This window comes from Corynebacterium camporealensis, from assembly GCF_000980815.1.
GTDB classification, from domain to species: Bacteria; Actinomycetota; Actinomycetes; order Mycobacteriales; family Mycobacteriaceae; genus Corynebacterium; species Corynebacterium camporealense.
Genome location: NZ_CP011311.1, coordinates 1,939,589 through 1,964,566 on the forward strand (window position 1 = coordinate 1,939,589; position 24,978 = coordinate 1,964,566).

General features: G+C 60.0%; 26 protein-coding genes and 1 tRNA gene. 7 read left to right on the forward strand and 20 right to left on the reverse strand.

Translation table 11 applies throughout. From position 1 onward, the window contains the following. Window positions 1-21: 21 nt before the first annotated feature. From UL81_RS09010 to UL81_RS09020, 3 genes are all read right to left on the reverse strand, one after another. On the reverse strand, window positions 22-213 hold the full coding sequence (locus tag UL81_RS09010) for a hypothetical protein (protein WP_046453507.1): 192 nt from the start codon (window positions 211-213) through the stop codon (window positions 22-24). Window positions 214-330: 117 nt separating this feature from the next. Next, complete coding sequence (locus tag UL81_RS09015; protein WP_035105829.1) at window positions 331-1,440, reverse strand: SPFH domain-containing protein; 1,110 nt, start codon at window positions 1,438-1,440, stop codon at window positions 331-333. A 43-nt stretch (window positions 1,441-1,483) separates the two neighbouring features. Beyond that, window positions 1,484-2,719: an alpha/beta fold hydrolase gene (locus tag UL81_RS09020; protein WP_035105828.1), complete on the reverse strand. Its 1,236-nt coding sequence runs from the start codon at window positions 2,717-2,719 to the stop codon at window positions 1,484-1,486. A 37-nt stretch (window positions 2,720-2,756) separates the two neighbouring features. On the opposite strand from UL81_RS09020, the gene UL81_RS09025 reads away from it, so the two are divergent. Next, window positions 2,757-3,155: a hypothetical protein gene (locus UL81_RS09025; RefSeq protein WP_035105827.1), complete on the forward strand. Its 399-nt coding sequence runs from the start codon at window positions 2,757-2,759 to the stop codon at window positions 3,153-3,155. A 46-nt stretch (window positions 3,156-3,201) separates the two neighbouring features. Here the strand turns inward: UL81_RS09025 and pflA are convergent, their stop codons facing one another. The 3 genes from pflA to pflB are packed head-to-tail and all read right to left on the reverse strand — an operon-like array spanning window position 3,202 to window position 6,427. Further along, on the reverse strand, window positions 3,202-4,071 hold the full coding sequence (gene pflA, locus UL81_RS09030; protein WP_035105825.1) for a pyruvate formate-lyase-activating protein: 870 nt from the start codon (window positions 4,069-4,071) through the stop codon (window positions 3,202-3,204). Further along, window positions 4,072-4,323: an autonomous glycyl radical cofactor GrcA2 gene (gene grcA2, locus UL81_RS09035; protein ID WP_035105823.1), complete on the reverse strand. Its 252-nt coding sequence runs from the start codon at window positions 4,321-4,323 to the stop codon at window positions 4,072-4,074. A gap of 13 nt (window positions 4,324-4,336) precedes the next feature. Further along, the gene (gene pflB, locus UL81_RS09040; RefSeq protein ID WP_035105822.1) at window positions 4,337-6,427 is read right to left on the reverse strand and encodes a formate C-acetyltransferase; all 2,091 of its coding nucleotides are present in this window, start codon (window positions 6,425-6,427) and stop codon (window positions 4,337-4,339) included. Window positions 6,428-6,885: 458 nt separating this feature from the next. On the opposite strand from pflB, the gene UL81_RS09045 reads away from it, so the two are divergent. Next, the gene (locus tag UL81_RS09045) at window positions 6,886-7,845 is read left to right on the forward strand and encodes an HNH endonuclease signature motif containing protein (RefSeq protein WP_035107213.1); all 960 of its coding nucleotides are present in this window, start codon (window positions 6,886-6,888) and stop codon (window positions 7,843-7,845) included. A gap of 75 nt (window positions 7,846-7,920) precedes the next feature. On the opposite strand, the gene UL81_RS09050 is transcribed toward UL81_RS09045, so the two are convergent. Further along, a tRNA-Leu gene (locus UL81_RS09050) sits at window positions 7,921-8,005 on the reverse strand. Between the two features lie 62 nt (window positions 8,006-8,067). Between UL81_RS09050 and UL81_RS09055 the strand changes: the two genes are divergently transcribed. Continuing rightward, window positions 8,068-8,478 (forward strand): hypothetical protein, encoded by a 411-nt coding sequence (locus tag UL81_RS09055; protein WP_035107214.1) that lies wholly within the window; start codon window positions 8,068-8,070, stop codon window positions 8,476-8,478. An 11-nt stretch (window positions 8,479-8,489) separates the two neighbouring features. Beyond that, entirely contained in the window at window positions 8,490-8,837 is a 348-nt protein-coding gene (locus tag UL81_RS09060) for a DUF3817 domain-containing protein (protein WP_035107215.1), read from the forward strand. Here UL81_RS09060 and rdgB read toward each other — a convergent pair. From rdgB to clpS, 7 genes are read right to left on the reverse strand one after another with little or no spacing between them, the layout of a single operon-like run. Continuing rightward, window positions 8,834-9,433: an RdgB/HAM1 family non-canonical purine NTP pyrophosphatase gene (gene rdgB / locus UL81_RS09065; RefSeq protein WP_046453508.1), complete on the reverse strand. Its 600-nt coding sequence runs from the start codon at window positions 9,431-9,433 to the stop codon at window positions 8,834-8,836. The genes UL81_RS09060 and rdgB overlap by 4 nt on opposite strands. Next, window positions 9,427-10,155: a ribonuclease PH gene (rph, locus tag UL81_RS09070; RefSeq protein ID WP_046453509.1), complete on the reverse strand. Its 729-nt coding sequence runs from the start codon at window positions 10,153-10,155 to the stop codon at window positions 9,427-9,429. The genes rdgB and rph overlap by 7 nt, the downstream gene beginning before the upstream one ends. A 13-nt stretch (window positions 10,156-10,168) precedes the next feature. Next, entirely contained in the window at window positions 10,169-10,924 is a 756-nt protein-coding gene (locus UL81_RS09075; RefSeq protein ID WP_046453510.1) for an MBL fold metallo-hydrolase, read from the reverse strand. Between the two features lie 55 nt (window positions 10,925-10,979). Continuing rightward, the gene (murI, locus tag UL81_RS09080) at window positions 10,980-11,756 is read right to left on the reverse strand and encodes a glutamate racemase (protein WP_035107216.1); all 777 of its coding nucleotides are present in this window, start codon (window positions 11,754-11,756) and stop codon (window positions 10,980-10,982) included. Continuing rightward, window positions 11,749-12,363 (reverse strand): rhomboid family intramembrane serine protease, encoded by a 615-nt coding sequence (locus UL81_RS09085; RefSeq protein WP_046453511.1) that lies wholly within the window; start codon window positions 12,361-12,363, stop codon window positions 11,749-11,751. Before UL81_RS09085 ends, murI begins: the two co-directional genes overlap by 8 nt. 24 nt (window positions 12,364-12,387) lie before the next feature. Next, entirely contained in the window at window positions 12,388-12,900 is a 513-nt protein-coding gene (locus UL81_RS09090; RefSeq protein WP_035107218.1) for a DUF2017 domain-containing protein, read from the reverse strand. A 6-nt stretch (window positions 12,901-12,906) separates the two neighbouring features. After that, entirely contained in the window at window positions 12,907-13,233 is a 327-nt protein-coding gene (gene clpS / locus UL81_RS09095; protein ID WP_236684462.1) for an ATP-dependent Clp protease adapter ClpS, read from the reverse strand. A 69-nt stretch (window positions 13,234-13,302) separates the two neighbouring features. Between clpS and UL81_RS09100 the strand changes: the two genes are divergently transcribed. Both UL81_RS09100 and UL81_RS09105 read left to right on the forward strand, forming a co-directional pair. Continuing rightward, the gene (locus UL81_RS09100) at window positions 13,303-14,625 is read left to right on the forward strand and encodes a nicotinate phosphoribosyltransferase (protein ID WP_035107220.1); all 1,323 of its coding nucleotides are present in this window, start codon (window positions 13,303-13,305) and stop codon (window positions 14,623-14,625) included. 3 nt (window positions 14,626-14,628) lie between these two features. Next, window positions 14,629-16,536: an ATP-dependent DNA helicase gene (locus UL81_RS09105; RefSeq protein WP_035107221.1), complete on the forward strand. Its 1,908-nt coding sequence runs from the start codon at window positions 14,629-14,631 to the stop codon at window positions 16,534-16,536. Here the strand turns inward: UL81_RS09105 and UL81_RS09110 are convergent. From UL81_RS09110 to nrdF, 4 genes are all read right to left on the reverse strand, one after another. Beyond that, complete coding sequence (locus UL81_RS09110) at window positions 16,508-17,167, reverse strand: aminoacyl-tRNA hydrolase (RefSeq protein WP_035107223.1); 660 nt, start codon at window positions 17,165-17,167, stop codon at window positions 16,508-16,510. The two genes, UL81_RS09105 and UL81_RS09110, sit on opposite strands and share 29 nt — an antisense overlap. After that, window positions 17,160-18,335 carry a phosphoserine phosphatase SerB gene (gene serB / locus UL81_RS09115; RefSeq protein ID WP_035107225.1) on the reverse strand — a complete coding sequence of 392 codons (1,176 nt, stop codon included), beginning with the start codon at window positions 18,333-18,335 and terminating at the stop codon, window positions 17,160-17,162. Before serB ends, UL81_RS09110 begins: the two co-directional genes overlap by 8 nt. A gap of 68 nt (window positions 18,336-18,403) precedes the next feature. Further along, entirely contained in the window at window positions 18,404-20,095 is a 1,692-nt protein-coding gene (ctaD, locus tag UL81_RS09120) for an aa3-type cytochrome oxidase subunit I (RefSeq protein ID WP_035107228.1), read from the reverse strand. A gap of 403 nt (window positions 20,096-20,498) precedes the next feature. Beyond that, the gene (nrdF, locus tag UL81_RS09125; protein WP_407921709.1) at window positions 20,499-21,488 is read right to left on the reverse strand and encodes a class 1b ribonucleoside-diphosphate reductase subunit beta; all 990 of its coding nucleotides are present in this window, start codon (window positions 21,486-21,488) and stop codon (window positions 20,499-20,501) included. A 104-nt stretch (window positions 21,489-21,592) separates the two neighbouring features. Between nrdF and UL81_RS09130 the strand changes: the two genes are divergently transcribed. After that, entirely contained in the window at window positions 21,593-22,297 is a 705-nt protein-coding gene (locus UL81_RS09130; protein ID WP_035107231.1) for a FadR/GntR family transcriptional regulator, read from the forward strand. Here the strand turns inward: UL81_RS09130 and nrdE are convergent. Together nrdE and nrdI are read right to left on the reverse strand one after the other, a co-directional pair. Continuing rightward, the gene (gene nrdE / locus UL81_RS09135) at window positions 22,294-24,456 is read right to left on the reverse strand and encodes a class 1b ribonucleoside-diphosphate reductase subunit alpha (RefSeq protein WP_035107234.1); all 2,163 of its coding nucleotides are present in this window, start codon (window positions 24,454-24,456) and stop codon (window positions 22,294-22,296) included. The genes UL81_RS09130 and nrdE overlap by 4 nt on opposite strands. A gap of 88 nt (window positions 24,457-24,544) precedes the next feature. Then, complete coding sequence (gene nrdI / locus UL81_RS09140) at window positions 24,545-24,976, reverse strand: class Ib ribonucleoside-diphosphate reductase assembly flavoprotein NrdI (RefSeq protein WP_035107236.1); 432 nt, start codon at window positions 24,974-24,976, stop codon at window positions 24,545-24,547. Window positions 24,977-24,978 lie beyond the last annotated feature (2 nt).

Consider the following 24,978-nt stretch of genomic DNA (forward strand, 5'->3'; position numbering starts at 1 on the left):
TCATGAGGGTTCCATCATCTTTTAGCCGCGCGGCGGCTTCTTACCCCCACCTGCAGGGGATTCCAGACCGTGCTTAATCAGCTCCCGCGCCTGCTGAAGGCGGGTTTCTTCGTCTTCATCGAAGATCTGACAATTGTGATCTTTTTCTACCGCCGCGGTGGGTGAAATCCCCTTCTTTGCGGTGTAATCGTCGAAAAATCTGTCGATACTCATCACATCTGAGCCTACCCCCGCAGTGATCCTGCGGGGCGATATATGCACCCCTGGTGATGAAGACACAAAGAAGCTGCCCACCTGGTTCCAGATGGGCAGCTTAAAGGTCAGGAGATCCTAGTCTTCGTCCGGGCGGAGCTGCTTGCGCAGCTGCTGGAAGTGGTCTCCCAGGCGGTTTGGCATATCGCTCCCCTGGGATTCTGCGTTGTCGAATGCATCGCGATGCGGCGACTGCTCCACGGCGCGCTGCACCTGCTCGTAGTTCTGCGGGCGGCTTGCAGATTCTTCGCGCTGGTGACGGGAGCGGTTGTTGTCGTTGCTCTTCGATCCCTCGCTCGACCCGAGCGCGTGGTTGGCCATGAGCACGTCACGCATGCCGTCGAAAAGATCGCCCATACCGGCTGGGTTGGAGGGCATGTAGAGGACGCTGGCGTTGCCGTTGGAAGAGACATCGACCATGGCATCGAGGTACTGGGAGACCAGCATGAGGGCTTCCGGCGATTCTTCGACGCCGGCCTTGCGCAGCATCTCGTACTGGGCGGCGATACCTTCAACGATTTCCTTACGCTGTTCCGCAACACCGCGGCCCTGCAGCTTGCGAGCCTCAGCGGCACCTTCGGCTTCCTTGACCACGCGGATCTTCTCAGCCTCAGCCTGGGCGACTGCGGCTTCGCGCTCGCGCTGAGCGGCGTTGATGGAGTTCATCGACTCACGCACGCGGCTATCCGGGCGGATGTCGGTAACCAGGGTGTTAACGAAGTTCCAGCCGTACTCCGCCATGTTGTCACGCAGCGAGATAGCCACGTTGCGCGCAATGGTGTCCTTCGAGGAGAAGGAGTCATCCAGGTCCATGTTCGCCACGGAGGAACGGACGTTGTCCTGCACGTAAGCAATGATCTGCTGTTCGTGATTGGACAGCATGTAGTAGGCCTCGCGCTCGCGGCCTTCGACGACCTCGTACTGAACCGCAACCGGAATCTGCACGAAGACGTTGTCCTTGGTCTTGGTCTCAACCATCACATCGAGCTGACGGACCTGCAAGCTGATCTTGTCCCGCACGCGGTCAATAAACGGCACCTTAAAGTGCAGACCCGCATGCGCAACCTTGGTGAATTTACCCAAACGTTCCAGGATGGCCGCTTCCCGCGTACGCACCGTGAAGTAACCATCGAACAAGGTCATCACAATAAGGACGAGGATAATAACGACCACGATAAAGCCCTGCATGTTATCTCCCTTACATCATTGGTTAGGCTTCACTATTTCAGAGTTAGTGATCCTCGGCAAGCCGAAAAAGCTCTTTAAAGATCTTTTCTCCATCCTCTGCAATGCCGTTGTGCTGATAGCGATTCGTCACCATCGGCCGCAGGTCACGGTAGGCTTGCGCCGTCGCCATGGACTCCTCAAAAGGCACGAAGATGTCATCCAAATACACTGCTGCAGCCGCCTTCGCGCGGGCTTTGCCCAGGTTATCCACGTCATAAGGGCTTGACTGCCAGTCATGCTGGGCCAGTTCCTCCGCGGCATCCTTCAGCGGACGCAGCGCCGGGTCCTCATCAAACTGCCAGGGGAAGATATGCTCACCGGTCAGATACGTACCCTCCTCGGCAAACTCCGGAAATTCCTCCCGGATGCGGTGGGCAGCCCAGTTGGTGGGGCCAAGCTTTCCGATGCCCCCATAAATCGACTCATGCATCACCGCATACAGTGGACCATTCTGGAAACTTACTCGCTGACCAACGTCACCGAGGAAGTCACTGCGCAGCCGCTTCTCCCCGCCCACGGTGTGGAAAGGATCTTCCAACAGGTAGGCCAGGGAGTTAAAGCCGGTGCCGCGACCTAACTCGATGCCAATGGTGCGAAAGCGCAGGGAGCTCAGCCGCTCGCCCGTCGGCAAGTGCTCATCGGAGTTGTCCAGGTAGTGCAGGATTTCTTCTACGCGCTGCTTGGCCCACGGGAACTGCTGGTAGAAACGCTCGTGGCGCGTGCGCAGCTTAGTGAAGGTGGAGCGATAGACATCATCGACGCTCTTCTCCAGCGACGGCAGACCGCCGGTGAGGAACGCGTAGTCGATGGACTCCGGGAACTGCGACAGATACGCAGTAATACAGAATCCACCGAAGGACTGACCAAACAGCGACCAGCTGTCCAAGCCTAGGTGCTCGCGCAGGCGCTCGGCATCGCGCACAATCTGGTCCTGGCGCAGCAGGTGCAGCGGCGGCAAGTCCGTATCCGCATCCAGACGATTACTGCGACCGGTGCCGCGCTGGTCCATCAGAATCCAGCGGAAGCGATCCAGGCCCGCGGCAATCACACCGGACTTCGTCACCGGGCGCGGTGCCGGAAAGCCCGGACCGCCCTGGTTGTACACGATGACCGGGTAGTCTTCTCCTCCCGGCGGGATAATTTCACGCGCATAAAGTTCGAAGGTTTCGCCTGGGTTGTCATAGTCCCAGGGCACAGTGATGACGTGTTCTTTAAAGTCCAATCCGAGCTGACGATACATGCGCCCCATGCTAGCGGTTTAGGTAGGCTGGGGACCCATGAAGCTTTCGAATATCCCACTGCGCGCCATTCCGGGCGCTTTCATTGTTAATTCCGGCCTGGGCAAGCTCGGCATGGACGCTGAGTCCTCCAAGGGCCTGCAGGATTTCGCCGCCACCGGCATCAAGGAGCTCAAGCAGCTGCCGTCCGATAAGTTCGGCCAGATCATCGGCGCATCCGAAATCGCAGTCGGCGGCGCACTGCTGGCACCGTTTGTCTCCAACCGCATCGCCGGCGCAGGCCTGACCGCCTTTGGTGCGGGTCTGCTCACCCTTTACTTTGGCGACGACGACAACACGCTTGACGATGGCATCCGCCCTTCCGAGCAGGGCCTCTCCCTGGCCAAGGACAGCTGGCTGCTTGCCGCCGGCCTGACCTTGCTGCTGCAGAAAAAGTAGAAATGCCCGCCGAAGCGGGCATTTCCGTGAAGATTTGGGCGCGGACTTAGTACGTCTGCAGCCCCTTTGTGCGGAAGACCTCACGCACTGCCTCCACGTCCTCTGGGCGCGGGGGCTTTGTGTCTTCCAGGGTGTAATTCAGGCCCAGTTCTTGCCATTTGTCTTTGCCCATGTTGTGGAAAGGCAAGACCTCTACCCTTTCCACGTTCTCGGTCCAGCGGCCCACGATGTCGGCGACTTTGGCGACGTTGGCGGGGTCATCGCTAAGCCCTGGCACCACCACGAAGCGGATCCAGACCCGCTTGCCGATGGCCGCCAGCCTATCTCCGAAATCAATCGTCGGCTGCAGCTCGCGGCCCGTGACATTTTTGTACGTAGCCGGGTCGCCTGACTTCACATCGAGCAGAACTAAGTCGATGTTGTCCAGGTCTTCATCGCGCAGACGCGAGCCGAGGAAACCAGAAGTATCAATCGCGGTATGAATACCGGCGTCATGCACTTCCTTAAGCACGCGGCGCGTAAACGCAATCTGGAACAGCGGCTCACCACCGGAGATGGTCAGGCCGCCACCGGAGGCGCGGAAGACTGACTTGTAACGCTTAATGCGCTTAACGACGTCGTCTACCTTCTCCAGCGTGCCCGTCTTCATCTCCATGGTGTCCGGGTTATGGCAATACTTGCAGCGCAGTGGGCAGCCCGAGAGGAACATCGTCATGCGGGTGCCGGGGCCATCGACAGCTGTGACCAGCTCCCAGGAGTGTACGAGGGCGACTTCGCCGGTGCGGCGGGCCTCCATCAACTCCGGACGGGTGATCTGATCTAGCTCGTTGTCCGTGCCCAGGCCCGCTGCCGCGCCACGAACTCGCTCACCTTCTTGGGGGTCGAGGTGAACGACGCCAGTAATGCCATCTGCCATTTAGGATTCCTGGTGGAAGGTACGGGAGATGACGTCGAGCTGCTGTTCCTTGGTCAGCTTGACGAAGTTCACCGCGTAGCCCGACACGCGCACGGTCAGGTTCGGGTACTTCTCCGGGTGCTCAACTGCATCTTCCAGGGTGGCCTTGTCGAGGACGTTGATGTTGGCATGGTACAAACCGGACTCCATCTTGTGAGCCTCGCGGTTCTTCTTCATGCTGGCCAAACGGTCTTCAAAAGTTGGGGTTGCCATGGTGTGCGTCTCCTTAGTTGTCTTCCATGATGAAGCCGGCATCGAGAACGCCGACAAGATTGTTGATTCGCTCTTCTGGGGTGCGGCCCAGACCAGCCGGGGTGATGGTGTTGGTCAGGGAGATGCCGTCGAGAGCGTCCTTGTAGTCCAGCTTGCCCACCGACAGCATGGAGGCGACCATGCCGTGGTTGTCAGCACCGTTTTCCGGGTTAGCGCCCGGTGCGAACGGGGTGCCAGCCTTGTGGCCGGACGGGAAAGCACCGGTGGCCTTGCCGTAGACGACGTTCGAGGTAATCGTCAGCACGGACTGAGTCGGGATGGCGTTGCGGTACATCGGGATGGCCTTGATCTTCTCCATCACGGTGTGAACGATCGTCGCGGCGATATCGTCGGCGCGGTCGTCGTCGTTGCCGTAGAAGGGGAAGTCGCCTTCGGTCTTGTAGTCCACAATCAGGCCGGTCTCGTCACGCACCGGGGTGACCTTGGCGTACTTGATGGCAGCCAGGGAGTCAGCCACGATGGACAGACCTGCGATGCCGCAGCCCATGGAGCGGACGATGTTGGAATCGTGCAGCGCCATTTCCACTGCCTCGTAGGCGTAGCGGTCGTGGGTGTAGTGGATGATGTTCAGTGCTTCGACGTAGGTGCCAACGACCCAGTCGAGCATCTCTTCGTACTTCTGCCAGACCTCGTCGAAGTCCAGTGGGCCGTCGCCCTGGATGGGCTCGTAGCCGTCGACAACCTGCTTGCCGGTGACCTCATCGCGACCACCATTGATGGCGTACAGCAGAGCCTTGGCGGCATTGACGCGAGCGCCGAAGAACTGCATCTGCTTGCCGACTTCCATCGGCGACACACAGCATGCAATCGCTGCATCGTCGCCCCACTGCTCACGAATCTGCTTATCGGACTCGTACTGAATCGACGAGGTCTCAATCGAGATGTGAGCGCAGAATTCCTTGTAGCCCTCCGGCAGTGCCGGGTCCCAGAAGATGGTGATGTTCGGCTCCGGTGAAGGACCCAGGTTAATCAGGGTCTGCAGCAGACGGAAGGAGGTCTTGGTGACCATGTGGCGACCGTCAGTGCCAAAGCCAGCGTCGGACCAGGTTGCCCAGTATGGGTCACCGGAGAAGATCTGGTCGTAGTCGATGGTGCGCAGGAAGCGGACGATGCGCAGCTTGATGACCAGCTGGTCGATGATTTCCTGTGCTTCTTCCTCAGTCAAGGTGCCTGCGGCGAAATCGCGCTCGAAGTAGCAATCGAAGAAAGCAGACAGACGACCAATGGACATGGCGGCGCCATCCTGGGACTTGACCGAGCCCAGGTAACCGAAGTAGGTCCACTGCACTGCCTCGTGAGCGTTCTTAGCAGGTCCTGAGATGTCGAAGCCATAGGACTCAGCCATGACCTTGAGCTTCTGCAGGGCCTTGATCTGCTCGGAGTGCTCCTCGCGGTAGCGAGCCCAGTGCTCGCTGAAACCGACCTCTGCGACGGCGTCGCGGGACTGCTTCTTTTCCCCGATGAGGTAGTCCACGCCGTACAGGGCCACGCGGCGGTAGTCGCCGATGATGCGGCCACGGCCATAAGCATCCGGCAGACCGGTGATGATGTGCGAGGAACGAGCCGCGCGAATACGCGGGGTGTAGATATCGAAGACCGCATCATTGTGGGTCTTGCGGTAGCGGGTGAAGATCTTCTTCACCTCAGGGTCGACCTCTTTGCCGGCTTCCTTGATGGCCTGCTCCACCATGCGCCAGCCGCCATAAGGCATCATGGCGCGCTTGAGTGGAGTATCGGTCTGCAGGCCCACGATGACGTCATCGTCTTCGCTGATGTAGCCCGCCGGGAAAGCGTCAATATCCGAAGGAGTATGAGTGTCGACGTCGTAGACGCGCTTTTCGCGCTCAATCGACAGGTAGTTATCTTCCAGGTGCTGCCACGTGCGCTCCGTCTTGTCGGTCGGGCCCGCCAGGAAGGAGGCATCGCCGTCGTAAGGAGTGTAGTTGCGCTGAATGAAGTCGCGGACGTTAATCTCTTCAGTCCACGGGCCAGCTTCGAAACCCTCCCAGGCTTCGAACTGCAGCGGCTGCGTTGCGGTGGTCACGAATGTGACTCCCTTCTGAGTTAAAGATGTATAGGTTCGTCTGGGGCGCCTGTCGCTTCACCCATCAACTCCTAGCGACGAGCCCCACATGCAAGATCCTATGTGTATTTCTCCCGCTTAACTAGTCGAGATTCCAACTTTTCGGACAGTTCCGGAAGGACGTAATACGTCTGCTGGTCAGCGACTTCTACCAATACGCACGTTCGGTATACATCGGGGGTAGTCTAGCCCCGTCGGTGAGGTGGGACACCCCAGAAAATATGCCCTCACCTGGCCTTTTCAATAGGTCGGCAGGTAAATAACCGCCCTAAAACCATGCCGCCGACTACAAGTTATCCACAGGTTTTTCGTTGACACGTCATCGAGTTTTCGGCAATTTTTGGCGGTTTTAAGAGTTATCCACAGGTTTGAAAATTTCCTCTAGCGGGGGTTGACAAACCTCTTTTAGCGTTAGAGGTATGAAAGCAGTCAAGGCATACGCAGCATCGCTTGCCACCCCGATGGACATCCTGTCCGAGGTGGCCATGCTGACGCGTGCCCACTTGCAACTCGAGGGACTGCCACAGAAGGAAATCACGGCCCTGATGTCTTTGGCGGAGGTCTACTTCGGACAAACGCCATACACGCGCCTGCAGGCCACGGCCCGCAACACCCCGCACTCCCTACTGGTACTCAAAGACATTGAGAACAAAGCCCGTCGCATTAAAGACCCAGTCCAGCGCTACAAGTTCCGCATCGCCTGCGCAGAAGTCCACGAAGACGACCTCAACGCGCTAGCGAAGGAGTTCCTGCCTCCACCGCCGGAGCCTAAAGAGGGCACCAAGATGAAACGTTCGAAGACCGACAAGTGGTCCTGGACTGTCACCGGCCGATCAGAGCTGATTTCGAAGCTCAACGATGCCTTCCCCGACACGGAAGCTGTCGATGAGTTCCTCCAGACCGGTACGACCAAGGGCACTGCTGTGACCACCAATGTGGTCATTAAACTCGACGAGTTGGACAAGATCGTTGACGGCGACGGCGATGACATTGTGCTGCAGATGACTAACGGTGCCAAGCTAACTGGTGCGCAGCTGGTGCAGCAGATGTTTACCGATCACGGCTACGCCACGTTGATCCACCCTGTTGAGGGACCTGTGAACCTCTATCGGACGCAGCGGCAGGCCAGCTGGAAACAAAGAATGATGGCCGCGGCCGAAAACCCGGTGTGTCCGTGGAAAGACTGCCTGAAAGGCGCTGATGAGTGTCAGGTTCACCACATAGTGGCCTGGAAATACGGCGGCGAAACCAATCAAAGCAACTTAACAACTGCCTGTAAATTCCATAACGGCAGAAACGACGATGACGGGGTTCCCAGATACGGGCGCCTCCTCAGAATTAGAGGCGAAGTCCAATGGGTCCCGCCGTCCTTCTATTAACGCGGAATAGCACAAGCAATTCCGCAGTTCAACATGCGAAAAAGCCGCTTATCCTGCTGGATAAACGGCTTATCGTGGTGCGCCCGGTGAGACTTGAACTCACACGTCATAAGACACTAGAACCTAAATCTAGCGCGTCTGCCAATTCCGCCACGGGCGCGGACTGTAGGTAGTGTACACGCCGCGAAAGCACCGGCGCGAATCGAATCCACATTTCGATGGATGACAGGTAGGGTTAGCTACGTGAGCACGAACAAGCAGCGGAAGAAGATCAAGGTCAAGTGGTGGCACATTGTGCTAATCGCCGTCTTCGTCGTTCTGTTTTTGTTCCTCGCCTGGTGGCAGTGGACACGCTTCCAGTCCGGCTCCGGCACGTTCCAGAACTTAGGCTACGCATTCCAGTGGCCGCTGTTCGCCGTCTTTGTCATCTACGCCTATCGCACGGCGATGCGTTATGAGAACGAGCGTATCGACTTCGAAAATGCCGCCGAGGAAAACGGAGACAACGCCGGTTATCAGGCCGAGGAATCAGCCACCAAAATCGACGAAGATTTTCTCCCCCAGCGACCGCAGATCGATGTTGAGACCTACAACGAACTCAACCGACCGCGTCGTCGCCACCACGAAGACTAGAAAGAGCATTCATGACTAACTCCGTACACCCAGAACGTCAGGACCGAATTCGCGGCCCGCTGAAGTTCTTCCAGATCGCCGCTACCATCACCGGTCTGTTCCTCATCGCACTGGTCATTCGCATGATTTTGCAGTACATCGTGGGCATGGACATCCCGGATTGGGCCACCATCATCGCCCAGGCACACGGCATTGCCTACATGGTGTACTTGCTGTCGATTCTGATTTTGGGCCCGCGTGCGCTGTGGCCAGTGGGCAAGCTGTTTACCACCGCACTGGCCGGTGTGGTGCCGTTCTTCTCCTTCTACATGGAGCGCAAGCGCAGCGCCGAAGTCAAGGAGCAATTCCAGCTGGCTTAAGCCAACTCAGCAATCGGCGCCACCAACTGCGCCAGGGCCCGGCCGCGATGCGAGACCGCATTCTTTTCGGCCGGGCTCATTTGTGCCGACGACCGGTTCTCACCTTCTGGTTGGAAAATCGGGTCGTAGCCAAATCCGTTCTCACCCTGGGGCTCACGCAGCAAGGTGCCTTCCCAACGGCCCTCGGCAAGGTGCTCAGCGCCCTCCGGGGTCACCAGGGCGCACACGGACACGAACGCCGCTTGACGACGCTCCTCCGGCACATCCCTCATCTGCGCCAGCAGCAGCTCATTGTTGGCCTCGTCGTCACCGTGGCCACCCGACCAGCGCGCGGATAGCACGCCCGGCATGCCGTTGAGTTCTTCCACAGCCAGGCCAGAATCGTCCGCAATGCAGGGTATTCCGGTGGCCTTCGCCCCGGCGCGCGCCTTGATTAGGGCGTTATCAGCGAAGGTGCGGCCGTCCTCAACGGGTTCGGGATAGGCTTCGACGTCGCTTAAGGGGACGAGGTCGACGTTGGTGATGTGGGCATCGGAAAGAATGCGTTCCAATTCGCCCAGCTTCTTCGGGTTATTGGAGGCAACCAGAATTAGCACTCGAGTGCCGCCTTCTGTGCCTCAATGAGCTCGTAGCAGCCCTTCTCGGCAACGTCGAGCATCTTGTCCAGTTCCTTGCGGCCGAACAGGCCGTGCTCGCCGGTGCCCTGAATCTCGACGAAGTTGCCGCTGGACTGCATGACGACGTTCAAATCGACCTCCGCGCGGGAATCTTCCTCGTACGGCAGGTCCAGGCAGACCTCGCCATCGATGATGCCCACGGATACCGCGGCAATCGGGTCCAGCAGAGGCTCGCCTGGGACGACGCCGCGTTCCTTGAGCTCGGCGATGGCATCGGCAAGCGCAACGTAGGCACCGGTAATGGAAGCAGTGCGGGTGCCGCCGTCAGCCTGCAGGACATCGCAGTCGAGCTGGATGGTGTTCTCGCCGAGCTCGCGCAGGTCCACTGCAGCGCGCAGGGAGCGGCCCACCAGGCGGGAAATCTCGTGCGTGCGGCCCTTGACCTTGCCCTTCATGGACTCACGCGGCATGCGGTCATGCGTTGCAGACGGCAGCATGGCGTACTCGGCGGTCAGCCAGCCTTCGCCGGAGTCCTTTTTGAAGCGCGGCACGCCGGTTTCTACCGAGGCGGTGCACATCACGCGGGTGTTGCCGAATTCCACCAGCACGGAGCCGGCAGGGTTGGTGGTGAAGTTGCGGGTAATGCGGACGCTGCGCATCTGGTCCAGGGCGCGTCCATCAGCACGAGTAAATTCAGTCATACGCCCTAGCGTACTAAAGCACCATGCCGCGGTCGCCGAGGACTATCTCACCATCAAACTCCGCGCGGGCGGCATCCAGGGTGGCCTGGGCATCGCCCCAGGGCTGCAGGTGGACTAAGGCGAGCTTCTTCACGCCAGCTTCGCGCGCTGCGCGGCCGGCCTCGGCTCCGGACATGTGCATGTCAGCGACCTTGCCTTCCGACGTCGGGCCCCAGGCGGCCTCGCACAAGAAGAGGTCGGCACCCTCGGCGGCCTTGACCAAGTTCTCGGTATACGCAGTATCGCCGGAATAAACGATGGTGCGCGTCGGGTGCTCGATGCGCAGCGCGTAGGTCTCCACGGGGTGCAGGACGCGGTAGGGGGTGACGTAGACGTCATCGATAAGCTGGCGCTCCCCGTCGACCCACTGGCTAAACGCAAAGGTATCGGACATGTCATCGACGCCGCCGACCTCATCCGAGGACAGCCTGCCCAGGTGGTCCGGGGCGTAGTAAGGGCCGATGCAGAAATTACGACTTGCCGCCGGTGCCGTCGGGTGGAAACGACGCCACACCATCAACGAGGGGAAATCCAAGCAATGGTCGGCGTGCAGGTGGGAAAAGAGCACGTGCGCATCGCAAGGGTCCTGGTGCGTTTGCAACTGAGCCAGCGTGCCAGGGCCCATATCAATGATGATGGAGGGCGCATTGTCGAAGGACAGCAGATAACCCGAGGCCGGATTGGCCGGGGTGGGGACGCTACCGGAGCAGCCAAGGATGGTCAGCTTCATGGACTCAATAGTTCCATGAAAGCTAACAATTTGCTGTATTACGAGACGACTTTTCCTAGATCTGCGGGCCTAAGAAGCGTTCTGCCAGGCGCGCGAAGGTTTCCGGATCGCCGGTGGACTCGAAGACGCGTGTGGGCACGTTGCCTTCTGGGGCGAACAGATCTTGCTGGGTGAGCACGCGCATGACGTCCTTGGTGGTCTCTTCCGCAGAGGAGACAAGGGTGACGTTGTCGCCCATCGCTAGCTGCAAGATGCCGGTCAGCAGCGGGTAGTGGGTGCAGCCCAGAACGAGCGTATCGACGCCCGCAGACTGCAGCGGGGCCAGATACCCTTCCGCGACGCCGAGGATTTGCCGGCCGGCGGTGATGCCGCGCTCGACAAAAGGCACGAAGTCCGGGCAGGCCACCGCGTGCGCCTCGACGGCCGGGTTGATGGCGAACAAGTCCTGATACGCGCCGGAGTTGATGGTGCCTTCGGTGCCGATGACGCCGACTTTGCCGTTGCGGGTGGTTGCCATGGCGCGGCGGACGGCGGGCCGGATGACTTCGACGACGGGGACATCGTAAAGCTCGCGTGCATCGTGGAGGAATGCTGCGGTGGCGGTGTTGCAGGCAATGACAATCATCTTGCAGCCGCGCTCGATGAGCTCGTCGGCGATGCGCTGGGAGAGCTGGCGAACCTCCGCGATCGGGCGCGGGCCGTAGGGGCTATGCGCGGTATCGCCGATGTAGATGATGGATTCTTGCGGCAGCTGCTCGGCGATGGTGCGCGCAACCGTAAGCCCACCGACGCCGGAGTCGAAGATGCCAATCGGTGCGCTGGCATCAGGCACGGCGCACCGCCTTGACCGGGTCGTCGGAAGTAATGGCCATGCCGGCGAGGATGCCGCCGATAGCGCCGAAGAGGTGGCCCTGCCAGCTCACGCCCTCGTAGATGGGCAGCACGCCCCAAATCAGGCCGGAGTACATAAAGCCGATGACGATGCCCAGCAGAATCTGCAGCAGGGAGCGGTTAAAGATGCCGCGGATGACCAGGTAGGCCAGCCAGCCGTAGACCAAGCTGGAGGCGCCGATGTGCAGCGTGCCAACACCACCGAAGAGCCACGTGCCCATGCCCGCGACCAGGGCGACAATCGCGGTGACCTCCCAGAACGCCTTGCGGCCGGACAGACCGATGAGGAAGCAGAAGATAGCACCCGGGACGGAGTTGGAAATCAGGTGCTCCCAGTTGCCGTGCAGGATAGGGGCGAAGATGATGCCGAGTAGACCCATCGGGTCGCGCGGGTGGATACCGAAGACGCTTAAGGTGCCACCGAGGATGAAATTGACCAGGTGGACACCCCAGGTCACGACCAAAAAGCCCACCGCGAGCCGGATTCCCGTCGAGATTCTGCCGCGGTGGGTGTAGTTATGCGAGGCGCCCTGATTCGTCGTAGTCATAATGCGCCCTACTTTAGCGCAGGTCTAGTCCATCAGCGCTTGGAGGAGACTGTCCTGGCAATATGCCAGCCACTCCACGAGGTTTTCATCGCCTTCGCCTGCGGAGATGTACAGGCGCAGGTCGTTGAGGCCGGCGACGAATTGGTGGGCTTCTTCTTCGGAGATGGCCACTTCTACCCCGCCGGTGGGGCCGAGCGCGGAGTTGATGACCTGCAAGTGCTGCAGCTTGGAGCGCGCGATGTCGTTTTCATGCAGGGAGCGCAACAGGGCGTTGTCGCCGTCGTATTCTTCATCGCCCGGTTTTTCGAAGTCCGGGAACAGGCGCGCGAGCGAGGGGTCCTCGGGTGCTTCGGTATGGCCAGAGGGCATGTCGAGCATGTCGGCCAGTTCGTCCTGCGGGGCCGACTGTGCGCGCTTAATGATCGCCTCAGCGACCGAGGAGGTGAGATCGCCTAGGACTTCGCGTTCCATGGGCTCTAACACCGTGACGAACTTCGGTGCGCGCATGAGCGACTTTTTCTTCTTCCATGGTTGCATTCGCTACTACCCCGCCTGCTGCATGGTTGCCCACAGGCCGGCGACCTGCAGCTTTTTCACGTCGGCCTCGATCTTATCGCGCTCGCCGGAGGATACGGCGGCCTTGCCTTCGGTATGGACCTGCATCATCAACTCATTGGCGCGCTTCTTGTCGTATCCCAGAACGGTCTGGAAGACGTAAGACACGTAGCTCATCAGGTTGACTGGGTCATCCCAGACAATGCACATCCATGGCAGGTTCTCGCTGGTCGCGACGTCGACCTCGAGGTCCTCGTCCAGCTCCGGCGTAGCCATTGGGGAGCCCATGCATACGGGTTGGAATTGTGCATTCATGCCCACTAGCCTAACCAATTCCTTAACGCTCCGTGCATTTCTGGCCGGGCGGGGAGTAAAGTCAGCGGGGTGAATACCGTAGATACCGGGCGCTCTTCTGCGCTTTTGACTGATATGTATGAGCTGACCATGCTGCAGGCCGCATTGCGGGATGGTACAGCGAACCGCCAGGTCGCCTGTGAGGTTTTCGCCCGCCGCTTGCCCAACGAGCGTCGTTATGGCGTCGTTGCGGGTACTGCTCGCGTCCTGCGCGCCGTGGAGGATTTCCGTTTCTCCGAAGCGCAGTTGGAGTTTTTGGACTTTTTGGACGATGACACCAAGGACTACCTGCGCAACTATCGGTTTAGCGGGCATATCGACGGCTACCGCGAAGGCGAGCTCTACTTCCCCAACTCCCCGCTGCTGACCGTGCGTGGCACGTTTGCCGAGTGCATCGTGTTGGAGACAGTCATTTTGTCGATTATGAACTCCGATTCGGCGGTGGCGTCGGCGGCGTCTCGTATAGTCACGGCCGCGGATGGTCGACCGATTATTGAGATGGGTTCGCGTCGCACCCAAGAGTACGCGGCTGTGACCTCGGCACGTGCGGCATACCTGGCAGGTTTCCAGGCCACCTCAAACCTGGAGGCGGGCCACCGCTACGGCATTCCGGTCTCGGGTACTGCGGCGCACGCGTGGACGCTGGGGCACGTCAACGACGACGGCACCCCGAACGAGGAGCACGCTTTCCGCTCGCAGATTGAGACTCTCGGCGTGGATACGACTCTGCTGGTTGATACCTACGACATCACCAAGGGCGTGGAGACTGCCGTGCGCGTGGCTGGTCCGAAGCTGGGTGGCGTGCGCATCGACTCCGGCGACCTGGGTGCAGTGACCCGGCGCGTGCGCAAGCAGCTCGATGAGTTGGGCAACCACAACACCAAGATTGTCGTCTCCTCGGACTTGGATGAGTTCGCGATTGCGGGGCTGCGCGGCGACCCGGTCGACGTCTACGGTGTCGGCACCTCCGTCGTGACGGGTTCTGGTGCGCCGACTGCAGGCATGGTCTACAAGGTTGTGGAGGTGGAGGGTAATCCCGTCGCAAAGCGTTCGCGTTCGAAGCGCTCTGTGGGCGGGGCGAAGCGTGCGCAGCGCACCTACCGTTCCACTGGCGTGGCCGTCGAGGAACAGGTCTACCCGATGTCGCAGGAGGCACCGGAGCAGCATCTCGAGGCCCGCGAGATGACCATTCCGCTCATGCGCGACGGCCAGACGGTCGAGGGCCTGCCAACGCTGGAAGAATCCCGCGAGTACCTGGCTGCGGCACGCAAGACGCTGCCGTGGGAGGGCCTGGCGCTGACCCGCGACGAGCCGGCGGTGCCGACCCGCATGGTCGGCTTTACTCAGGGGTAGCCGGTGAGCTCGACCGAGCAGCTTCTCGATGCCGCCGTCACCGCCCTCGGAGGCTCCCGCCGCGAGGGCCAGATTCGCATGGCCAATGCCGTTACGGAGGCGCTCGAGAAGGAGCGCCACCTGGCGGTGCAAGCCGGTACGGGTACCGGTAAGTCGCTGGCGTATTTGGTGCCAGCGATTCGGCATGCGCAGGAATCTGAGACGACGGTGATTGTCTCGACCGCGACGTTGGCGCTACAGCGGCAGCTCGTCGAGCGCGACCTGCCGCGGCTAGTGGAAGCGCTCGAAGACGAGCTGGAGGTCAAGCCGACCTTCGCAATTATGAAGGGCCGGTCGAACTACCTGTGCATGAATAAGATTGCGCAGGCAGAGATGCTGGATGATGGGCTCGGGGGTGAAGCTTATGGCATCGGAAAACAAGTGAAGCGCCTCCATGAATGGGCCGAGGAAACCGAGACCGGCGACCGCGATGAGTTGGGTGTTTCGGAGGAGGCCTGGCGGCAGGTGTCGGTGACCTCGGCAGAGTGTCTGGGGGCGTCGCGTTGTCCGCACGGGGAGGAATGCTTTGCGGAGCTGGCGCGTCGGCGGGCGAACAAGGCCGATGTGGTGGTGACCAATCACGCGTTGCTGGCTATCGATGCTGCCGCGGACGTCAACGTGCTACCTGAACATGACGTGGTGATTATCGACGAGGCGCATGAGCTCGACGGGCGCATTACCTCGGTCTCGACGGCGGAGCTGACGGCGCGCGGTATCAAGATGGCGGCGAATCGTGTGAAGTCGTTGGGTGCGCAGGGGCATCGTCTAGCAGAGCAGGCCGATGAGTTTCAGCAGTTGTTGGCGGAATACGAGCCAGGCCGTTTGACGGATTTGCCGGAGGATGCGCAGTCGCAAATTGAGGCGCTGGGCAAGACGATTGCGAGTGCGCGCGAGGAGGTTGCGCGCACGCCGGAGGGTGAACAGACCAGCGACCCGGAGAAGTTCGCGGAGCGGCAGAATCTGGCCAACCACCTGGCGGTGATGGCTCAGACCGTGGCGCGGATTCTGGAGGTCTTTGCCGGTAACGACGAAGACGTCGTGTGGTTGGAGGACGACTCGCTGGCGGTGGCGCCGCTGTCGATTGCGGAGTTGCTGCGGGAGCGCCTGTTTGGTGAGCAGACCGTGGTGCTGACGTCAGCGACGTTGGCGCTGGGTGGGCGCTTTGATGCGATGGCCGCGCAGTGGGGCATGCCGCAGGGAGACTGGGATTCACTCGATGTGGGATACCCCTTTGACCCACAGAAGAAGGGCATCTTGTACGTCGCGCGGCATCTGCCGCAGCCGGGCCGCGATGGTCTAGCAGACGAGACGCTGGAAGAAATGCGCGAGCTGATCATGGCTGCCGGTGGGCGCACGTTGGGGTTGTTTTCCTCGCGGCGTGCAGCAGAGCAGGCCGCAGAAGAGCTACGGGCGCGCGTGCCTTTCGATGTCTACGTCCAAGGCGAAGACTCCATCGGCGCGTTGGTGGAAAAGTTTGCCAAGAATGAGAACTCGTGTCTGTTTGGCACGCTGACGCTGTGGCAGGGCGTGGATGTGCCAGGTCCTGCGTGCTCGCTGGTGCTGATTGATCGTATCCCCTTCCCTCGCCCGGATAATCCGCTGCTACAGGCGCGCACGGAGGCGGCAAAGGTGGCGGGCCGCAATGGCTTCATGGAAGTCTCCGCGACGCACGCGGCGCTGCTCATGGCGCAGGGTGCGGGCAGGTTGCTGCGGTCGGTCGATGACCGCGGCGTGGTAGCCGTGTTGGATAACCGCCTGGTGACCAAGCGCTACGGATCGTTTTTGAAGGCGTCGATGCCACAGTTTTGGGCCACCACGGACCCGAAGACGGTGCGCGGGTCGCTTAAGCGGCTCGTCGAGCAGCGCACGTAATCGAGCCAGGCGCGATTTCGGTAAAGCCGGCGTCTTGCACGACGACGGCGCCCCGGCTGACGCGGGCGAACTCGTCGGCATCGACCTCGCGGACGTTCAGGGCGTAGTCCTGGGCGCGCCAAGCGGTGACTTCGTCGAAGGTCATGTCGGCGGCGAGCAGCATGGAGGCGTGGCCGACTTGGGCGGCGGCTTTACCCATGGTCATGTCGAGGGAGGAGTCGAGGTAGATGGTGGGGGCATCGGAAAGCAGGGGCTCGGGCTCGGTGACGGGTAGGTCGGTGTGGCCGACCTGCAGCTTGCCGATGCGGTGGTCCACCTCCGCGAAAGGCACAAAGGCGCGGGCTAGGTTGTCGACGGTGTAGCCGGGCAGCTCTTGGACGTCGCGCCAGGCTTTGTTGCGGGAGCGGCGGGCGACCTTGCGAATGCTCTCGCCGTACCAGGCGCCGAACTCGTCGAGGTGGCCGCACTCCAGGCAGGCGGCAACGCACGCGCGGGCAGCGGCCTGGAGGACGTGATTGCGCTGCGGTGGGTCCTGCTTGGGCAGGTTGAGCACAATCTGCATGGCACGGCCCGGGTTGCGGCCTTTGTCGCAGCTGCGAAGGAGCTCGTGTGCAGCGGCGAAATCACTCATCGGCGACCTCGTCAGCGGGAATGCCAAGCAGGTGCAGGACGCTGTCCATCTGCGGGTGGTTGACGGCGCCGTCGGCGACTTCGCGCAGGGCCGGCTTGGCGTTGAAGGCGATGCCCAGGCCCGCGGCGGAAATCATATCGATGTCGTTGGCGCCGTCACCAATGGCGACGGTCTGAGCCATGGAGACGCCCGAGTCGGCGGCGAAGGAGCGCAGGAAGTTGGCCTTGGCCTCGCGGTCGACGACCTGGCCGATGACGTTGCCGGTAAGTTGGCCGTCTTTGACCTCGAGGGTGTTGGCGCGGACGTAATCAAGGTCGAGATCGTCGGCGAGGTCCTCGAGGACCTGAATGAAGCCACCGGAGACGACAGCGACGCGGAAGCCCATGCGCTTGAGCGTTTCGATGGTGCGGCGCACGCCCGGGGTCAGCTGCAGGTCGCGGGCGGTCGATTCGATAACCGACTCGGGCAGGCCGGCCAGGGCCTTGACGCGCTCGCGGAGGGATTCTTCGAAGTCGATTTCACCGCGCATGGCGCGCTCGGTGACGGCGGCGACTTCGGCCTCACGGTCGGCGTGGGCGGCGAGCATCTCAATGACCTCACCGGTAATCAGGGTGGAATCGCAGTCGAAGCACACCAGGCGCTTGGAACGGCGGTGCAGGCCAGCCTGCTCGATGGCGATGTCCATAGAGCGCTGGTGGGACAGGTCGGCAAGATCGGCGCGGAGGCGCTCGGGGGCATCGTTAAGCGTGATGTACAGCTCCAGGCCCGTCATGGGCGAGGTGGACAGGCCACGGATGCGATCGATGTTCGCGTCGTGGTTGGCCAGGGTCTGCGCGACGGCAGACACGTCGCCGGCGGCCAGGGACTCGCCCAACAGGACCACGACGTGGGTAGAGCGCGGGCGGGAGTGCTCCTGGGAATCCGGGGTGATACTGACGTGCTGCTGGTAAATGCTCAACGTATCGCGCAGGCCCTTCTCGATGGCCTCTAGCTTGTCCGGGTCGACCTGCGTGTAGGCAGACAGGGAAATGCGGCCGGAGAACAGGGCCTGCTCAACATCGATAAGTTCTACGTCGTGGGCAGCCAGGACGCGGAAGAAGGCGGCGGATACGCCCGGTTTATCCGGGCCGGAAGTTGTAATCACAGTAGGGGTATTCACCCTGGTCATTATTCCACTAAGCCTGGGATCGCAAAAGCCGCCCTCCCCGGAAGGGAGAGCGGCAGACGCAGGAGATATTAGTGTCCGATGTGAGCCTCGGTACGAGCGCGCTTCACCATGTGCGGGTAGTGCAGCTCGAATGCCGGGCGCTCAGAGCGGATGCGCGGAAGCGATTCGAAGTTGTGGCGTGGCGGCGGGCAGGAGGTGGCCCACTCGAGGGAGTTGCCGTAGCCCCAAGGATCGTCGACGGTGACGATCTCGCCGTAGCGCCAGGACTTGAACACGTTCCAAATCAGCGGGATGACAGATGCACCCAGGACGAAGGAGAAGATGGTGGAGATCTGGTTGAAGACCGTGAAGCCATCGGACTCCAGGTAGTCAGCGTAACGACGCGGCATACCCATGTTGCCGACCCAGTGCTGAACCATGAAGGTGCCGTGGAAGCCGATGAAGGTCAGCCAGAAGTGAATCTTGCCCAGACGCTCGTCCAGCATGCGGCCGGTCATCTTCGGGAACCAGAAGTACAGGCCAGCGAAGGAAGCGAACACCACGGTACCGAACAGGGTGTAGTGGAAGTGCGCAATCAGGAAGTAGGACTCAGCCAGGTGGAAGTCCAGTGCCGGGGAAGCCAGCATAATGCCGGTCATACCACCGAAGAGGAAGGTCACCATGAAGCCCATGCAGAAGATCATCGGGGTCTCCCAGGTGATGTGGCCCTTCCACATGGTGCCCACCCAGTTGAAGAACTTAACGCCGGTCGGCACTGCAATCAGGAAGGTCATGAATGAGAAGAACGGCAGCAGGACCGCGCCGGTCACGAACATGTGGTGTGCCCACACAGCCATGGACAGAGCGCCGATGGCCAGGATTGCGAAGATCAGGCCAACGTAGCCGAAGACTGGCTTACGGGAGAACACCGGAACGACCTCGGAGATAACGCCGAAGAACGGCAGTGCGAGGACGTACACCTCAGGGTGGCCGAAGAACCAGAACAGGTGCTGCCACAGGATGGCGCCGCCGTTAGCGGAGTCATAGATGTGGCCGCCCAGCTTGCGGTCGTACAGCACGCCCAGTGCAGCAGCGGTCAGCAGCGGGAAGATCATCAGCACCAGCACGGAAGCGGTGAAGACACCCCACACGAAGACCGGCAGACGGAACATGGTCATGCCCGGTGCACGCAGGGTCAGCACGGTGGTGATCATGTTCACAGCGGAAGCAATGGTACCGACACCAGTTGCACCCACGCCGACAATCCACATGTCAGCGCCGATGCCCGGGGTGTGAACCTGGTCAGCCAGCGGCATGTACATGGTCCAGCCGAAGTCAGCAGCGCCACCCGGGGTAGCGAAGCCCAGCAGCATCACGCAGCCACCCAGCAGGGTGACCCAGAAACCAAAGGCGTTCAGACGCGGGAAGGCCACGTCCGGTGCGCCGATCTGCAACGGCAGAATGTAGTTACCAAAACCCCAGACAACTGGAGTTGCGAAAAGCAGCAGCATCACCGTGCCGTGCATAGTAAACAGCTGGTTGAACTGCTCGTTAGACAGGAACTGCAGACCCGGGCTAAACAGCTCAGCACGGATCAGCAGCGCCATAAAGCCACCGAGGAAGAAGAAGCTGAAGGACATGATCAAGTACATGATGCCCAGCTGCTTGTGGTCGGTGGTGGTCAGAAATACCCAAGCCTTGGAACCGGTCTTTTCGCCACCGGTAGGCTCTGGACGAGTTGGCTGGACGTAATCGTCCAACCTTGGCGCCACAGCGGTCATAAAATCCTCCTGGTCAACAAGTGCAGGAGATCGAGATCTGCCTGCACCTAGGTTTACTCGACTTATATTAGGCCACTTCCCCCTTCAATTGCTAGCTTTTCCGCAGGTCCATCCACCCCGCCATCTCCCCCACTACGCAGCACCAACGCCATCTGCGCAGGTTCCGGCACTAGTTTTCCGCTAAGGTTGCAAAACCCTTCATTGCTACAGTGACATTTAGCACATTTTTCCTGGAAAGCCCACGGAGAAAACCTCGCACCCAGCCCCCTCAACAGTAATCAACCTTTCGGATGAGTTGGACGACTTTCCGTGTCAATGCCCTATCGGAAATCTGTGCTGTTACGCGTGTGAGACATGAGAAAACCGCCCTGGGATAACCCAGGGCGGCATCGCAAAGCAGGTGCTAGAAGTCCCAGTCCTCGTCGGTGGTGTCTTCGGCCTTACCGATGACATAGGAGGAACCGGAGCCGGAGAAGAAGTCGTGGTTCTCATCGGCGTTCGGCGACAGCGAGGACAGGATGGCCGGAGAGACGCGGGTCTCATCAGCCGGGAAGAGGCCCTCGAAGCCGAGGTTGTTCAGCGCCTTGTTGGCGTTGTAACGCAGGAAGCGCTTCACGTCCTCAGTCCAGCCGAGGTCGTCGTAGAGATCCTCGGTGTAGTCGATTTCGTTGTCGTAGAGATCGTAGAGCAGGTCGAAGGCGTATTCCTTGATCTCTGCCTGGCGCTCTTCGTCGAGCTTCTTGAAGCCCTGCTGGAACTTGTAGCCGATGTAGTAACCGTGAACGGCCTCGTCGCGGATGATGAGGCGAATGATGTCGGCGGTATTCGTCAGCTTCGCGCGGGAGGAGAAGTACATCGGCAGGTAGAAGCCGGAGTAGAAAAGGAAGGACTCCAGCAGCGTGGAGGCGACCTTCTTCTTCAGCGGGTCATCGCCCTTGTAGTAGGACATGACGATCTTCGCCTTGCGCTGCAGGTTCTCGTTTTCCTCGGACCAGCGGAACGCGTCGTTGATCATCGGGGTGGAGGCCAACGTCATAAAGATATTGGAGTAGGACTTAGCGTGCACCGACTCCATGAACGCGATGTTGGTGTAGACCGCCTCTTCGTGCAGGGTCATCGAATCCGGCAGCAGCGATACCGCGCCGACGGTGCCCTGGATGGTATCCAGCAGGGTCAGGCCGGCGAAGACGCGCATGGTGGTTTCTTGCTCTTTATCCGTCAGCGTCTTCCAGCTGGGGATGTCATTGGAGACCGGGACCTTTTCTGGGAGCCAGAAGTTACCGGTCAAACGCTCCCATACCTCGAGGTCCTTCTCATCTGGAATGGTATTCCAGTTAATCGCCTTGACGGGTTTGTCATGGCTTTGGATATAGGCGTCATAGTCGTGAGACACGCAAGTTCCACCTTTCATACGGTTTATACTTCCCAAATCCTACCCAACCTCAAGGGGTTTCGGGCGGTAGGGTGTGAAGCATTATTTATGGCAAGGAGGCAGCCGTGGCCGAGGATCTCAACCACTCCACTACCCCACTATTAAGTACTGTCTTGGATGCGATTGGCCAGGACATCGTCACCGGGACACTGCCTGCTGGCCACCGCTTTACGCTGCAGGATCTGCACCAGCGCTTCGGCATTTCCCGCACGGTCGCCCGGGAGTGCATGCGCGCGCTCGAGCAGCTCGGCTTGGTCTCCAGCTCGCGCCGCGTCGGGATGACCGTGCTGCCCTTAAGCGAGTGGGCTGTCTTCGACCAAGCGATCATCGGCTGGCGTCTGGATGCGGAGAAATCCCGACCCGGTCAGCTGGAGTCGCTGAACCAGATGCGCTTAGCCATCGAACCGATTGCGGCCCGATTGGCGGCGGAGAATGCCAGCGATGCCCAGGTCGAGGAAATTCTTACGCTCGGCGACCGCCTGCATGAGCTCGAAGTTGAGCCTTCCCCGCGCGTGGGCGAGGAGTTAGCAACCGACCTGCGCTTTCACTCCGTGGTGTTGCATGCCTCCGGCAACGAGATGTTCGCCGCCCTAGCCCCATCGTTGCTGGCGATGGTCAAAGGCAAGTCCGTCTACGGTTCCGCGAAGCGTGACCCAATTGGCGGGACGGAGGATTTGCACCGGGAGTTAGCTGTGGCCATCGCAAAGCGACGCCCAGACGAAGCGGAAAAGATTTCCCGCCGCATTCTGGACGCCGCTGCTCAAAGCTAAAGCATGCAGGATACGCAGCCTTCGACCTCGGTACCTTCCAGCGCCATCTGACGCAGGCGGATGTAGTACAGGGTCTTAATGCCCTTGCGCCATGCGTAAATCTGGGCCTTGTTGATATCGCGGGTGGTGGCGGTGTCCTTGAAGAACAGCGTCAGCGATAGGCCCTGGTCCACGTACTTGGTGGCAACGGCATAGGTGTCGATGATCTTCTTGTAGCCGACCTCGTAAGCATCCTGGAAGTAGTCCAGGTTCTCGTTATCCATGTGCGGTGCCGGGTAGTAGACGCGGCCAATCTTGCCTTCCTTGCGGATTTCAATCTTGGAGGCAATCGGGTGGATGGACGAGGTGGAGTTGTTGATGTAGGAAATCGAGCCTGTTGGCGGGATGGCCTGCAGGTTGCGGTTGTACAAGCCATGCTTTGCGACGTCCTGCTTAAGCTGCTCCCACTCCCCTGCGGAAGGCAGGTGGACCGAGGAGGCATCGAAAAGCTGCTTGACGCGCTCGGTCTGCGGCTGGAAATCAGCCGGATCGTAGCGGTCGAAGAACTCACCGTTGGCGTACTCAGATTCTGGGAACTCGGAGAAGTACTCGCCGCGCTCGCGGGCAATCTTGTTGGATGCGCGCAGGGCTGCATAGAGCACACCGGCGAAGTAAGCGTTGGTGAAGTCCAGGGCTTCTTCGGAGCCGTACTCGATGTGCTCGCGGCCCAAGTAGCCGTGCAGGTTCATCTGGCCCAGGCCGATGGCGTGGGAATCGTCGTTGCCCTTACGCACGGAAGGAACCGAGTCGATAGAAGTCTTATCCGCCACGGCGGTCAGGCCGCGGACCGCAGTTTCGACGGTCTTGCCGAAGTCCGGGGAATCCATGGACATCGCAATGTTCAGCGAACCTAAGTTGCAGGAAATATCGCTGCCCATCTCCGCGTAGGAAAGATCCGGGTTGAACTCGGAAGGCGAGTTGACCTGCAGGATCTCCGAGCAGAGGTTGGACATGTTGATGCGACCAGTCTTGACCGGGTTGGCCTTGTTCACCGTGTCTTCGAACATGATGTACGGGTAGCCGGACTCGAACTGGATTTCTGCCAGGGTCTGGAAGAAGTGGCGAGCGTTGATCTTCTTCTTACGGATGCGCGGATCCTCGACCATTTCCTCGTAGTGCTCGGTGACCGAGATATCGCCGAAGGCCTTGCCGTAGACGCGCTCGACATCGTACGGGGAGAAGAGGTACATATCATCGTTGCGCTTGGCCAACTCAAAGGTGATATCCGGGATGACAACGCCGAGCGACAGAGTCTTGATGCGGATCTTCTCATCGGCGTTCTCACGCTTGGTATCCAGGAAGTTGAGGATATCCGGGTGGTGGGCGTTGAGGTAGACCGCACCGGCACCCTGACGGGCACCCAGCTGGTTAGCGTAGGAGAAGGAATCCTCCAGCAGCTTCATCACGGGGATGACACCGGAAGACTGGTTCTCGATGTGCTTAATTGGTGCACCGGACTCGCGGATGTTGCTGAGCAACAGTGCCACACCACCACCGCGCTTGGACAGCTGCAGTGCGGAGTTGATGGAGCGACCAATCGACTCCATGTTGTCCTCAATGCGCAGCAGGAAGCAGGAGACCAGCTCGCCGCGCTGAGCCTTACCGGCGTTGAGGAAGGTCGGGGTGGCAGGCTGGAAGCGGCCGGTCATGATTTCATCGACAAGCGCTTCTGCCACCTGCTCATTGCCATCGGCGAGGAAAAGCGCGGTCATGGACACACGATCTTCGAAACGCTCGAGGTAGCGGCGACCGTCAAAGGTTTTCAGGGTGTAGCTGGTGTAGTACTTGAACGCACCCAGGAAGGACTGGAAGCGGAACTTGAAGGCATACGCACGCTTGAACAGCGACTTGATGAAGTCGAAGTCGTACTGCTGAATGACCGCCGGATCGTAGTACTCGTTGCTAATCAGGTAGTCGATCTTTTCTTCCAGGTCGTGGAAGTAGACAGTGTTCTGATTAACGTGCTGCAGGAAGAACTGGTTAGCGGCTTCGCGGTCCTTATCGAACTGAATCTTTCCGTCAGCATCATAGAGGTTCAACAGGGCGTTGAGCGCGTGGTAGTCCAACTGCTCGGAGGTCTTTACTGGTTCAGCGACGGTCTTTCCCAACTGCGTAGTCACTGCTACCGGCCTTTCTTTACACGAGGAATTTAAGCGATATTGAAAAAATAAGGGGCCGCTACCAGCACATAGTACTGATACGCGGCTTTTATGCTGCCTGGTCGAGACCCAAAGCAGTAGCGTTGTCTAACAATCCTTGGCGCAGAATCTGCACGTCTTCATCGTTTCCGAGAAGCTCAAAGCGATACACGTAAGGGACCTTGCACTTAGCGGCGATGACATCGCCTGCCAGGCCGAAGTCCGTTCCGAAGTTACTGTTTCCTCCCGCCACGACCGCGCGAATAAAGCTGCGGTTGTGTTCGTCATTGAGGAAACGAATGACCTGCTTGGGGACTGGTTTGGAATTTTGGTGATTAATCGACGCCCCTCCCCCGTAGGTGGGACACACCAGTACGTAAGGCTCGTTGACCTTTAAGGGGGCATCGTTGCGATGCAGCGGAATGCGGGCGCTGGGAAAACCCAGCTTCTCCACAAAGCGGTGCGTATTTTCCGTTGTGGAGGAAAAATACACGACCAACATGA

Excerpts from the sequence above, each read along its gene's own strand:
- UL81_RS09010 (WP_046453507.1), bottom strand. The coding sequence starts at position 213 with ATGAGTATCGACAGATTTTTCGACGATTACACCGCAAAGAAGGGGATT.
- UL81_RS09015 (WP_035105829.1), bottom strand. The coding sequence starts at position 1,440 with ATGCAGGGCTTTATCGTGGTCGTTATTATCCTCGTCCTTATTGTGATG.
- UL81_RS09020 (WP_035105828.1), bottom strand. The coding sequence starts at position 2,719 with ATGTATCGTCAGCTCGGATTGGACTTTAAAGAACACGTCATCACTGTG.
- UL81_RS09025 (WP_035105827.1), top strand. The coding sequence starts at position 2,757 with ATGAAGCTTTCGAATATCCCACTGCGCGCCATTCCGGGCGCTTTCATT.
- pflA (WP_035105825.1), bottom strand. The coding sequence starts at position 4,071 with ATGGCAGATGGCATTACTGGCGTCGTTCACCTCGACCCCCAAGAAGGT.
- grcA2 (WP_035105823.1), bottom strand. The coding sequence starts at position 4,323 with ATGGCAACCCCAACTTTTGAAGACCGTTTGGCCAGCATGAAGAAGAAC.
- UL81_RS09045 (WP_035107213.1), top strand. The coding sequence starts at position 6,886 with ATGAAAGCAGTCAAGGCATACGCAGCATCGCTTGCCACCCCGATGGAC.
- UL81_RS09055 (WP_035107214.1), top strand. The coding sequence starts at position 8,068 with ATGACAGGTAGGGTTAGCTACGTGAGCACGAACAAGCAGCGGAAGAAG.
- UL81_RS09060 (WP_035107215.1), top strand. The coding sequence starts at position 8,490 with ATGACTAACTCCGTACACCCAGAACGTCAGGACCGAATTCGCGGCCCG.
- rph (WP_046453509.1), bottom strand. The coding sequence starts at position 10,155 with ATGACTGAATTTACTCGTGCTGATGGACGCGCCCTGGACCAGATGCGC.
- UL81_RS09075 (WP_046453510.1), bottom strand. The coding sequence starts at position 10,924 with ATGAAGCTGACCATCCTTGGCTGCTCCGGTAGCGTCCCCACCCCGGCC.
- UL81_RS09085 (WP_046453511.1), bottom strand. The coding sequence starts at position 12,363 with ATGACTACGACGAATCAGGGCGCCTCGCATAACTACACCCACCGCGGC.
- UL81_RS09090 (WP_035107218.1), bottom strand. The coding sequence starts at position 12,900 with ATGCAACCATGGAAGAAGAAAAAGTCGCTCATGCGCGCACCGAAGTTC.
- clpS (WP_236684462.1), bottom strand. The coding sequence starts at position 13,233 with ATGAATGCACAATTCCAACCCGTATGCATGGGCTCCCCAATGGCTACG.
- UL81_RS09110 (WP_035107223.1), bottom strand. The coding sequence starts at position 17,167 with ATGAGTGATTTCGCCGCTGCACACGAGCTCCTTCGCAGCTGCGACAAA.
- serB (WP_035107225.1), bottom strand. The coding sequence starts at position 18,335 with ATGACCAGGGTGAATACCCCTACTGTGATTACAACTTCCGGCCCGGAT.
- ctaD (WP_035107228.1), bottom strand. The coding sequence starts at position 20,095 with ATGACCGCTGTGGCGCCAAGGTTGGACGATTACGTCCAGCCAACTCGT.
- nrdI (WP_035107236.1), bottom strand. The coding sequence starts at position 24,976 with ATGTTGGTCGTGTATTTTTCCTCCACAACGGAAAATACGCACCGCTTT.